The sequence below is a fragment of the Algoriphagus chordae genome (genome assembly GCF_003254055.1).
GTDB lineage: Bacteria > Bacteroidota > Bacteroidia > Cytophagales > Cyclobacteriaceae > Algoriphagus > Algoriphagus chordae.
The window spans coordinates 1-12,728 of record NZ_QKZT01000020.1 but is presented as its reverse complement, the minus strand read 5'-3'; the positions used below and the strand labels follow the sequence as shown (position 1 = coordinate 12,728).

Annotated in this window: 9 protein-coding genes; 8 read left to right on the top strand and 1 reads right to left on the bottom strand. The window is 40.2% G+C overall.

The window, feature by feature from the left end; genetic code table 11:
• Positions 1–13: 13 nt before the first annotated feature.
• The gene (locus LV85_RS18050; RefSeq protein ID WP_111322060.1) at positions 14–904 is read right to left on the bottom strand and encodes a diacylglycerol/lipid kinase family protein; all 891 of its coding nucleotides are present in this window, start codon (positions 902–904) and stop codon (positions 14–16) included.
• 65 nt (positions 905–969) lie between these two features.
• On the opposite strand from LV85_RS18050, the gene surE reads away from it, so the two are divergent.
• The 8 genes from surE to LV85_RS18010 all read left to right on the top strand — a co-directional run.
• On the top strand, positions 970–1,704 hold the full coding sequence (gene surE / locus LV85_RS18045; RefSeq protein WP_111322058.1) for a 5'/3'-nucleotidase SurE: 735 nt from the start codon (positions 970–972) through the stop codon (positions 1,702–1,704).
• 364 nt (positions 1,705–2,068) lie between these two features.
• Positions 2,069–2,761 (top strand): hypothetical protein, encoded by a 693-nt coding sequence (locus LV85_RS18040; protein ID WP_111322056.1) that lies wholly within the window; start codon positions 2,069–2,071, stop codon positions 2,759–2,761.
• 582 nt (positions 2,762–3,343) lie between these two features.
• On the top strand, positions 3,344–4,327 hold the full coding sequence (gene sbnA / locus LV85_RS18035) for a 2,3-diaminopropionate biosynthesis protein SbnA (protein WP_111322054.1): 984 nt from the start codon (positions 3,344–3,346) through the stop codon (positions 4,325–4,327).
• Positions 4,328–4,358: 31 nt separating this feature from the next.
• Positions 4,359–6,167 (top strand): FAD/NAD(P)-binding protein, encoded by a 1,809-nt coding sequence (locus LV85_RS18030; protein WP_111322052.1) that lies wholly within the window; start codon positions 4,359–4,361, stop codon positions 6,165–6,167.
• Positions 6,167–7,603: a type III PLP-dependent enzyme domain-containing protein gene (locus LV85_RS18025; RefSeq protein WP_111322050.1), complete on the top strand. Its 1,437-nt coding sequence runs from the start codon at positions 6,167–6,169 to the stop codon at positions 7,601–7,603. The genes LV85_RS18030 and LV85_RS18025 overlap by 1 nt, the downstream gene beginning before the upstream one ends.
• 11 nt (positions 7,604–7,614) lie before the next feature.
• Entirely contained in the window at positions 7,615–8,352 is a 738-nt protein-coding gene (locus LV85_RS18020) for a DUF3891 family protein (RefSeq protein WP_111322048.1), read from the top strand.
• 260 nt (positions 8,353–8,612) lie between these two features.
• Positions 8,613–12,203 carry a PAS domain-containing sensor histidine kinase gene (locus LV85_RS18015; RefSeq protein WP_146260504.1) on the top strand — a complete coding sequence of 1,197 codons (3,591 nt, stop codon included), beginning with the start codon at positions 8,613–8,615 and terminating at the stop codon, positions 12,201–12,203.
• Positions 12,204–12,462: 259 nt separating this feature from the next.
• Positions 12,463–12,728: transposase (locus LV85_RS18010; RefSeq protein WP_211318441.1), on the top strand; the 266-nt coding region annotated here is incomplete at its 3' end.

Here is a 12,728-nt window from a genome sequence, read left to right as displayed (position 1 = left end):
CTTCTCTTTAGGATTAGTCGTTTCTTAGAATCTTCAATTGATGCTTTGCTAAAGAAATCTTCACCGTAGGGGCTGTTTTTTCATAAAGTGTCCTATGCTCAAACAACTCATCATCTACATGAAAAGGCAGGTAAGTGCTGATTTTGATTTTCTTTGCTTTGATAGTTTCGAATGGACTAGAAACCTTCCCTTTCTTCTGAGCTTTCAAAAACGCTTTGAGCTCGTCTTTCTGATTTTCTTTTACCAGCATTACATCCAAATAATCGTCACTATGATCTGCTGAGGGCGCAAGTTCAAGTTGGGGCCCAAGTTGCTTGGTATTCATGATTTCTATCCAGACATATTCACCTGAATAATCATGTTTGTCTAGTTTGATTTTATAGTTGTGAACAGGAAGTTCTTTCTCTAACTTAATCAGGTTTTTGATACCAAAATCAACTTTTGAATCCTCGTCGCCTATCAGCCTTTTACCCCTATCTATCTGGAGCAGCAAAGCTGTAAAAATCCCCCAGCCAATACCTTCCACAAACCAACCCCTATCTTCTTCAGTCTTATACTCCCCTATACTGAGGTACTGAAAATCTTCATTTTCGAATTGATCGACGATCTTCTTATAGTAATCAGTCAGATCCAGACTTCCAGCTATATTATTGGCGTTACCAAAAGGAAGTATCGCTATTGGACATTTGATATCTCGAAGTTCCAACAGGATTTTCTCTACTGTTCCATCTCCCCCAGCGATCATGATCAGATCGTAACTAAGCTCAAATACTTTTTGGTAATTATCTTCCTTACAGTTTTGAGCAAGGATGCTCGCCCCTTGTTTTTCAAGAGATTTAATAATCTTGGTCAGCGGAAAATCCTCGTTTCCGGCAGATGGGTTATAGACTAATATGATCTTCATGAGTTTTTAGCTATAAAAGTTCTGCTTGCTATTTGCATGCTAAAAGGAAACCAAACTAACTAACCATGAATATTTTGATTACGAATGATGACGGAGTTTATAGCCCTGGTATTTTGGAATTGGCAGAGGTAGCTGCAGAATTCGGCGATGTACGTATCGTCGCTCCCGATGTGGAGCAATCCTCCATGGGCCATGCTGTCACGGCGACCCGACCTCTTTCCTATCGCAAAACGAAGATTGGAGATTTCGACGCTTATCGGGTAAATGGAACTCCTGCCGACTGTGTTTCTCTGGGAAGCTTTCACTGGGAAAAAGTAGATGCTGTACTTTCGGGAATTAACCTAGGTCCAAATCTGGGTAATTCCATGTGGCATTCTGGTACGCTTGCAGGAGCAAAACAAGCCGCATTGCTCGGAATAAAAGGAATTGCTCTGAGTACACCTACACAAAAAGAAGAGTATAACTTCACTCATATCAGACCCTACGCAAGAGAAGTAATCTCCTATCTTCTCGGCCAGGAAGGCCCCAAATTAGTGAATGTAAACTTTCCTTTCTCCCCTAAGGGAATCACCTGGACACGTCAGTCAGTACGCCAATATGATGGACTGGTCAAACCTTCTGAAGATCCTATGGGAAGAAAACATTTTTGGTTTACGGTGGTGCCATTGGAGGAAGCGGAGGAAGGGACAGATCGCTATGCCATAGAGAACAATTTGGTTTCATTGACTCCATTACGACTGGATTTGACAGACGAATCTCAGCTCGTGAAACTTTCAGGAATGAATATTTTCAAGAAGTAACTTCCTATTCTGTTGGGGTGATTCCTCCCTGTTTTATGCAGAGTTTTCTACAAGCATGCTCTAAAAACCATCCCAACAGGAATTAATTTCTTATCACAGATTGATAGTGTTGTAAGAAGTAGTCAAAGGAAGTCTGTCCTTTCAATAAAATTCCATTGAGAAATTATCTCAGGTATAATTCCCCAAATCAAGTCCACAAATTGAGAAAAATAAGTCTCTGATTATTCACCACTAAATGTGTGAACTGTGTTTTAAAGCGTTTCAAAAGGCTTTTTGTTTTTGGTTACTTTTTTGGAAATGATTCTTAACATCCACCTCTGTGATGGTGGAAAGAAACACTCTTAACTCTTAAATTTTTAAGAATATGGATTCATACTCAATAAATACTCAAACACCTTCATCGCCGAAAGGCGTGACTTGGTTTCCGGTGAGAAGTAAGAAACATGTAAATCAAGAAATAGAAAGATTAAAGTCTGAAGGTATCTCTTCTCTGACCCTAGGTATAAACTGCGCAAAGTTTAATACCAAGAAAGGCTTGAGATGGTATGATTGGTTAGTTCCTACTTTGGCGGAGAATTTTCATCTTGAACTTTGCTTTGACAATTTCTACTACACTCCTACAGCATCATATAACAGAAAGCATAGTTTATCTGAAATAGTTGAGCACTTCATACTCAAGCATGGGCAGTATTTCACTGAAGTAGAACTTTGGAGAAATCCTGCCAAAAGAGCAAATGACGAAATATGTGAAAACATCTTCTCCGAAGACGTGGTTTTCACTGCCACTTGGGCAAAACACCTAGGAAAGAAGGTGAGTTTAGGAAGAATCAAGACTATGGATTTTGAATGGATCATAAAACTGATCTCCTGCCAGTTTCTGAGTACTATTGAATGCCTTAAAATTGATAAGGAGACGAAGGCTTGGAACACAAACACCAGATTTTATGAGAGAACGCTACGTAGTCTCTTTGAAGCAAAAGGTGTAAAAACTGAGATCAAAACTTCAGACATCCCTTTACGCAATCTACAAACATCCAGCGGAGATATTGCTTGCTGAAAGACTTAACCTCCAATTGGATCACGAATCACAATTTAGGTTTGTCTTCTACATAATGAGAATTTAATTCCTTGAGATAATAGTCAGTGATGACGCTCAATCTGAATTTATCTCAGTTTAATAGTTCCTAAGGCAGGAAAAGTACCATCGCCATAATTGGCTAATAATTTGGATTTTGATCGGAAAAATTAACCCTAACTCAGATGACTAGTTTGACCCCCATGAAAAGCGATTGCACTATAGCACTGGAAAAATGCATCGTGGATTGCCAGAGGTTTGTTCAGGCTCATAAGAGCACAAGTGGAATGGAGAAATGCATTGAACTCTGTCAGCTCTGCATTGGCGCATGTGCTGACTGTCTAGCTGCATGTGAAGCTGCTCGATTGGATCGTGGAAAGATGATGTACGCCTGTGTAGATGCCTGCCATAAATGCGTCCTTGAATGTGAAAAGCACAACAATGAATATTGTCAGCGCTGTGTCGACTCATGCAATAACTGCATTGAGGAATTAAGGTTAGTAATGGCCTAAACCAGCTCACAAACCACTTTACAAAATCCTCAGACCACTAACTAAACCAACTATGACTTACCCACACCAACCATACTTTTCCAGAATCCTAGATACAATCGGACATACTCCATTGCTTAGATTGACCAGATTATATCCTAATTCTCAGTTGAAGATCTATGCTAAAATGGAGGCTTTCAATCCAGGTGGAAGCATCAAGGACAGAACCGCGCTACAACTCATTACCCATGCAATGGAAAATGGGTTATTAAAAAAAGGAGACACAGTCGTAGAATCCAGCTCGGGAAATATGGCCATCGGTCTTGCGCAAACCTGCAAATATTTCGGATTGAAACTGGAAGTAGTAGTGGATCCTATGGTCAACACACAGAATGTAAAGATCATTAAAGCATTTGGAGGTAAAGTAAATTATGTGAATTCCCCAGCCAAAGTAGGAGGTTTTCTCCAAGCAAGGCTAGATAAGGTTCAGGAGATATTGGATTCCAATCCTAGAAGTTTTTGGACAAATCAATATGGAAACACTCAAAACCCTATTGCTCACAAGCAAACTATGCATGAAATAGTGAAGGATCTAGGATACGCTCCTGACTATCTTTTCGCAGCCACCAGTACCTGTGGCACGCTCATGGGATGCGCAGATTATATCAAAACGAACAAACTAAACACAAAGATTGTAGCAGTAGATGCTGTAGGTAGTGTGATTTTCGGCACGCCTGCCGGAGAACGAAAAATCCCAGGGCATGGAGCTGGAAGGGAATCTCAATTCCTAAAGAGAGAATCGATTTTTAACGTCGTTCACGTAAGTGACGCAGAATGTGTGGAGGGCTGTCATAGACTGATAAATACAGAGGCGATTTTATGTGGTGGCTCTTCAGGTGCAGTTACCCACGCAGTGCAAAAATTCGCAGCCTCCGTGCCTAGTGGATCTACCATTGCAATGATTTTGTGTGACCGTGGAGAGCGGTATCTAGATACAATTTATAACGAGGATTGGGTAAGCGAAAACATTACCGAATTGGAAAAAGTATTGATCTAATCAAGATCAAATCACAAATAAAAAGGGAGAGATGTTTAAAGAGCCATTCAAAATGAGAGTTGGAATAATCGGGCTTGGACCAAAAGGACTGTATGGTTTAGAACGCCTGCTAGCAAACCTAGCGCGGGATAATCAACAAATTCCCGTAGAAATTCATCTGTTCAATAAATCAACTTCTTTTGGTGCAGGGTACATCTATAATTGCCAGCAACCCTCCTATTTGATGATGAATTACGCCAATGGATACATCAATATGTGGCCAGATCAGGAGCCGTGCCCTATTGTTCCTCAGCCCAAATCCTTTGTCGATTGGCTAAAAGAGCATCAGGCTGAATTCCCTAAAGCTAGTCCCTACACTTTTTCTTCTCGTGCTACTGTAGGAAGGTACCTTTCCGAAGGCTTTGCAGAACTTCTTAATTCCTGTCCTGCTCATATCACTATCGTAAAGCATGTGGGTGAAGTAAAGGACATACGACAAGAGGAGGACGACTACCATATTAGCTACCAAGATTCAAATTCCAAAACAACAGTAGACGATATTCACCATATTCTCATTGCCACAGGGCATCCCTGTGTCAATGATCCTGAGTCACAAACCCAAACTAATCATGTTGACTTCATTTATCCTGTTTCACGGCAATTATCAAATATCCCAGCTGGAAGCAGCGTCGCGATTAAAGGAATGGGACTCACCTTCATCGATGCTGTTCTGGCACTAACAGAGGGGCGAAATGGCAGATTCGAAGAGGACATAAATGGGATTGTAACCTATATCAAATCAGGACAAGAACCTGCAATGATTTATCCTTTTTCACAATCAGGCTTGCCTATGATTCCACGAGGGAACACCTATGGAAAACCCGCTTATACCCCATACTATTTCACAAAAGAATCCCTTGAATTCGTAGAAAATCTGGAGGGGAAATATCATTTTGAGCGACAGTTATTGCCATTAATCGAACAGGAATTCAAAGCCGTTTATTACGCTAAGCTTTTTAGCGCAAAAGGCCATGAGCTCTCGCTTGCACGAGATTTCACAGAAGTAGAATATCAAATCGATGGCTTTCTAGAAAAGTATCCTGAGACTAAGAGATTTGATTTTCAGGAATTTCTAAGAGCTCCACTTTCCAACATTGATCTCCATAAAACCACATTAGATTATATTCAAAGAAGTATTCTGGAAGCAGAGATCGGGGTAGAGAGCAGTGCTTTTGCTGCAACTGCTGAACTATGGAGGCACTTGAGTGAGTTTTTCAACGAAGTCTACAAATTCGGTGGTCTCATGCCCCAGTCCCAAAAAACTTTTCTGGAAGAGTATGCAGGCCACTTGAATAGAATCTCGTACGGTCCACCCATTGAAAACATGAAGAAAATAGAGGCCATCGCCCAAGCTGGTTTGATCGATTTTTCTTTTGCCCAAAACCCTAACATCTCAAAATCAGCTGGCTATTCTTTATCCAATAGCAAGCAAGAAGTTATTCAAGCTGACTACATGATAGACGCGCGAATCCCAAAAATTCAACTCCAGCGTTGTCCTGGAGAATTCTATGGAAACTTACTGGAAAGAGAACTAATTCTCCCTTATGTGAATAGGCAGGAAGGCCGTCTCGACTACAGACCTGGATGTATATCCATCAATGAAAAAGGCCACCCTCAGGACGACACGGGATTTGCAAATACTGCTATCACTTTCACCGGCACACCCACAGAAGGTCTAACATATGATAATGATACCCTCTCGCGTAAAAGAAATGATTTCGTCAGCGATTGGGCAAAAGACATCACAGAAAATCTTCTCTCCCTCAATACTGAATCACAACTCAATCCTACTTTATACTGATGGCCAACTTACCTACTTTGACTCCTATCACCTCTCCCTGGATGCATGAATTAATGGAAGAGACCTCTGTCTTGAACCAACTCCTCGAAAAACATGGTTCGCCAATCAACCTACATCAGACAGATTCTATGGAGGAAAACTTCAACTCCTATCATAGGGTTTTTGAAAAATTCGGACTGAAGCATAAAATATTCTTTGCGCGCAAAGCCAACAAGACGAAGGCTGTGGTTCAAAAAGCCAAGGCATTGGGAATGGGAATAGACACTGCCAGCCTCCAGGAATACTTGCAATGCCTGGAAATGGGAATTGACCCGGAGGATTTGATCATCACTGCTGCTGTAAAAAACCGAGAGTTGGTAGAGAAAGCTGTGGAAAATGGGAGTGTACTAATTCTGGACAATAGCGACGAATGTGAGCTAGTTCAACAGGTAGCGGCTAAGCAGAATAGAAAAGCGAAAATTGGCTTTCGTGTAAGTGGGTTCTTTGTGAATGAGAAAAAGCTCTACAGTAGATTTGGCTTTGACCTTCTTGAGATTGACAGCTTTATCACCACCAACTTTCTGGAGTCGGATAATTACAATTTACTCGAATACAAGGGATTACATTTTCACCTGAATGGCTATTCCATAGAGCAGAGAAGTTTTGCTCTAAATCAGTGTTTGTCCTTTTCTCAGCTTCTCGCAAAGAAGGGACTAAGGACAGAATTTATCGACATAGGAGGAGGTATTCTTATGAATTACCTGAAGTATGAAACAGAATGGGATTATTTCAATCAGCAGCTCAGGAAAGCTGTAAGTAAAAAAATAAAAGCTATTACCTATGAAAATCAAGGACTTGGACTTGAAGTTATAATGGGGGTTTTACATGGAGAGCTTAAATCTTATCCTTTCTGGAATGCTGTCTCTAAAGGCGATTTTCTATACCAAATCTTAACACATAAGGATCATTTGCAGAAATCCATGGCTGAACTTACAAAGGAACTTGATATAGAAATAAGGATGGAACCAGGCCGCTCCATGCTAGATCAGGTGGGTATGACAATAGCAAAAGTTGCCTTTAGAAAGCAGGATTCAGCTGGGGATTGGTTGGTTGGCTTGGAGATGAATATGACACAGATGTTGAGTGGAAGTGCTGATTTCCTACTAGATCCATTTGTTATATATCAGAAAGAACAGGAAGATGGTGAGCCGGTGGAAGTTTTCTTCACCGGGGCATATTGTCTGGAAAGAGATCTATTACTGAAGCGAAAAATACCATTAGGTCGGTTACCACAGGTTGGAGATTTAGCGGTCTTCGTCAATACAGCTGGCTATATGATGCATTTTTTTGAGTCTAGCGCACATCTTTTCCCATTGGCCACAAACCTCAATTGGAATAGAACTACAGAAAATGGTAAAATAGATCTAGCTCATTTTCAGAATGACGAGAATCTCTAAACAACTCTAATATGATAGTAAGCCCTATAAATAAAGGCTGGAAAATCATCTTTCACAAAGCCCACGCACTTCTTGCGATGGATATAGGTTTGAAATTAGATCGCTCTCTTTGGCCTCTCCCTAAATACTGGGCGGCTGGGATGGAAAGCATAGGAGAGCATGACAATGACCAACCTAAGTGGCTAGAGCGTGATAATCTCACAGAATCAGGCGCTCCACTCGACTACCGCCAGCGAAAGGAAGTTGATTTGGAGCAAGCAAAAGCCGTAGCCAACAGTGCTAAGTACAAATCTAGTTTTATAGTATTGATGGTCGCTGCACATTTTCAGAAACTTTATGGCGAGTCCAAAGAATTGAAAGTCCAGAAGTTTCTGGAGGAAATGAAGGAAGCCTGTGATGAGATTTTGGTTAATTTAAACTTGGAAAAAAAGCAAGTTACGCAGTGCTACGAATTCTTGAGATTTTGTGATGATCTATCGCTAGCCTTATGTCAAAATGATTTCGAGAACCACAAAGAGGCCGTACAAATCGAGCCCATAGCAGGTGAAGAAAAAATTTCCTTGAGTCAACTTCCAAACGGAGAGTTCCTACTTGATCCATGGATTTTTGAAGAAGATGAGGTGGTTTTTAATGCAGAGTGTTTTACCACTACCACAGATTTTTACAATGAAGATGCAGAGCTAAAAAATGACTTAGACTTACTTCATCCTTCTGAAAAAAAATATCTATTCAAAAAAAGAGGTATATAATCATACCCTTTCTGTCTTGAATATCAGTTTAATGCTCTTTCTTTTTTCATTCTAGATCCACTTCTAAGTTTAGGATAAATTATCCAAATACCAGCCTACTTAGCGTAGTCGATTAACCAGTTTCCTATTAAGTAATTCGAGCATAAACAAAGCAATTGGTATCAGTTCGGATAATCAAATTGGTTGCTAACTTTTAGTTTATAAATTTCATATCTTGATCAAGTTTGCATGGATTAAACACTATTGAAACCCCTAAATTTGTGAGCTCAACTAACAGTAGATGGAATTTTTTCTCGAAGAAGAACACCCTTGGAGAGCATTATAAAAATATAGATTGGAAAGCGACCCCTCTTGGAGATGTAGGCGATTGGCCTGTCAGCTTACTAACGACGATTTCAATGATTATGGAGCACCCCTTGCCCATGTGCATTTTTTGGGGCGGAGATTTCGTGAAATTATACAATGATAATTACGCGGAAATTCTTGGGGACACTTCTCATGCCAGGCTACTGGGTAAAAGCGCTAAAGAATCAGATCGAGAAAAATGGCCTAGAAGAGCTGGAATTTTCAGCAAAGTCATGAAGGGTAATTCTGTACAGCTAGCTGACTCAATGATAGTTACGACAGGTGGCATTGTAAGCAATAAGTTTTACGATTTCAACTACAGCCCTATTCGAGATCTAAAAGGAAATATCGGCGGTGTGCTTTGCACAGCAGTGGAAATAACCGATAAAAAAATAGTAGAAGAGAAACTTATTGAGAGCAAAGATCAATTGCACTTTGCAATAGATGCAGCGGGATTGGGAACTTGGGATTACAGTCCTTCCAACAACACCTTTACGGGAAATGACAAGCTTAAATCATGGTTCGGCTTGGCTCCCGATGAAGAAATTGACTTGAACAAAGCCCTCGCTGCGATCGTCCCGGAGGACAAATCGCGGGTAACAAAAGCCATTCAAACTGCGCTTTTATATGAATCCGGTGGCAATTACAATATCGAGTACAGTATCATCAATCCGAATTCTGGTCAAAGAAGAATTGTACATGCGAAGGGAAAAGCATGGTTTACAGATGAAAAAATCGGATATAGATTAAATGGTACGGTGGAAGATGTAACACAGCAGGTACAAGCGAGAAAAGCAATTGAAGAAAGTGAACAAAGCATCCGCTCTATAGTGGCCAACGCTCCATTTCCTATCGGTGTATATGAAGGCAAAGATTTGATAATTACACTGGCTAATCAATCTATTCTAGATGTGTGGGGAAAAGGGAATGATGTAATAGGAAAGTCTTATAGAACAATATTACCAGAACTTGAAAACCAAGAGATTTTCGATCAAGTATATGGGGTCTTTTCAACTGGAATCCCCTTTCATGCCAAAAATCAAAAAGTAGATATTATGATCGAGGGAGTACTTCTCCCCTTCTATTTTAACTACAGTTTCACCCCTCTTTACAACACAGCAGGTGAAGTCTACGGCGTGATGAACACGGCAGCAGAAGTCACGGACATCCATCTCGCAAAGCAAAAGGTAGAAGAAAGCGAAAAGAGGTTTAAGGATTCAGTTAAGCAAGCTCCCTTGGGCATTACCATTCTAAGAGGAGATGATTATACGGTAGAAATGGCCAATGAAAATTATCTCCTTTTAGTTGATAAAAGCGAGGAAGAATTTATAGGAAAACCGCTATTCGAAACTCTACCAGAAGTTCAGGAAGTGATAGAAGAGATATTTTTAGAAATAAAAAGAACAGGTACACCTTTTTTCGGAAATGAGTTTCCTATAACCCTGAATAGATATGGAAGGCATGAGGCCACCTATTTTAATTTTGTATATCATCCACTTAAAGAGGATAGTGGAGAAATCAGTGGGATAATGGTAGTGGCAACGGAAGTTACGGCAACTGTGAAAGCAAAGCATTTACTTCAAGAGAGTGAGAAACATTTCCGAAGTATGGTCATGCAATCTCCTATCCCGATGACGATTTTGAGAGGTGAAAATTATATCATCGACTCTGCCAATAAAGTGATGTTTGAATCCATTTGGAGAAGAAAACCATCCGAAGTAATCGGCATCTCGATCTTAGATGCATTCCCGGAACTTAGAGACCAAAAGTATCCCGAGCTGTTAAAGAAAGTCTATACATCGGGAAAATCTCATAGTGAAAAAGAATCAGTAGCTCTAGTGGCTGGGGACAACGGTTTACAAAAATTTTATTTGGATTTCGAGTATGCCCCTCTACATGATACAGAAGGAAAAGTATCGGGTATCATGATCACGGTGAATGATGTGACTGATAAAGTGGAAGCCAGATTGAAAGTAGAGGAAAACGAAGAAAGACTGAATATTGTAATTTCTGCCAGTGGTCTAGGCGTGTGGGAGTTTAACTTAAAGACGAAAGAAAGTATAATTTCTAACAGGTGCAATGAGATAATTGGGGTATCAGATTTAAAGAAAATTTCGAATGCTCAATTGATGGAAAAATTCCATTCAGAGGATTTAGATACAGTCAAACTAGCCTATGAAAAAGCATATAAAACCGGCAGCCTATTTTACGAATGCCGCGTCTTGCGCGATGATAGTGAGCGATGCTGGATAGAAGTGAGAGGTAAAGTCTTTTTTGACCAAAACAACGAGCCTGAGCGAATCGTCGGCACTATCCGGGACATTACTGAAGAGAAGAACTTCCACAAATTATTATTAGAACGGGAAGAGAAATTCAGACTTCTTGCTGATTCCTTGCCACAGATAATTTGGACGTCGGATAGTGAAGGCAAGGTCAATTATTATAATCAAGCTATATACGATTTCACAGGGTTATCTGCAGATGAACTGAGCAAAGACGGATGGGTTCAAATGGTACACCCAGATGACAGAAAGAAAAATATTGAGAAGTGGACTCAGTCTATATCAAGTGGTAAAGACTATCATTTCGAGCATCGATTTAGAAAGTCAGATGGAACATATCGCTGGCAATTAAGCCGTGCTATACCCCAAAGAGATGATCAAGGAAACATAAAAATGTGGGTAGGCTCCAGTACTGATATCCAAGATCAAAAACTTTTTACAAATGAGCTCGAAAAGCAGGTAAAAGATCGAACTAAGGAATTGCAGTTTAAAAACATTGAACTTGAGAAAATGAACAAGGAACTGCAGTCCTTTGCTTACATATCTAGTCATGACCTACAAGAACCTCTTCGTAAGATCCAGACCTTCACCAGCTTACTATTGGAAGATGAATATGATAATATATCAGACAGGGGAAAAGACATGTTTGATCGCATGCAAAATGCAGCACAAAGAATGCAGACACTCATTCAGGATTTATTAGTTTACTCTCGAACTAATACTCAGGAAAGGGTTTTTGAGGAGGTGAGTTTTAGCTCTATCATAAATGAAATTATTGATGATCAGAAGGAAGAACTTCAATATAAAGAAGCGACATTAGAAATTAATGCAGCTTGCAGAATTCGGGTGATTCCTTTTCAGTTTAAGCAACTGATGATGAATCTGACTAGTAATGCATTGAAATTCTCAGATCCATCCCGAAGTACTTTTATAGAGATTAAGTGTCAATTAATTTCAGGGGAAAATGCTGGAGTTGCCAAACTCGACCCAGAACAAATGTATAACTGGATATCATTTTCCGACAACGGGATTGGGTTTGATTCAAGCTACAGTGAGAAAATATTTGAGGTATTTCAGCGCCTTCATGGTAAAGCTGAATATGCAGGAACTGGAATAGGGCTAGCTATAGTCAAGAAAATCGTTGACAATCACAATGGCTTTATCCAAGCCACCGGGGAATTAGGTAAAGGAGCTACATTCGACATCTACATTCCAGCACGATAGTTAGGCATAGACCTTTTTTTTACCGCCGGATAAAAAACATAATGTGATTATCCGCAAGGATGCCAGTCACCTTAGATTCTTTGCTTATCAGGCTGAAAGACGGGAGACCGAAGACCGAAATGGCCTCACTTATAAATTTTAACATATCCTAGATTGCTTTCCCTCTTTACTGGTAGAAAATCGGATATTCATAAGAGACTGTAATCTAAACTCTGTCTAAGACTTTGAATTTTAGTTAAAGTTTATAAGATAGAGCAGTATGAAAGAACAAGAATCAGCACTCAAGAAAAAAGTATTAGATCAGTTTTTATCAGGTGAGAACCTTTTCGGGAAGAACGGAGCACTTTCACCAATTCTGAAGGAATTTTTGGAAGAGTCTCTTCAGGCCGAGATGGATGAGCATCTCCGTGATGAAGATAAAGGTTGGTCCTCGGGTAATAAGCGCAACGGAAAAGGCACTAAAACGGTGAAGAGCAACGTTGGCGAAGTGACGATAGACACCCCGGAGGACCGGCACAGCAGCTT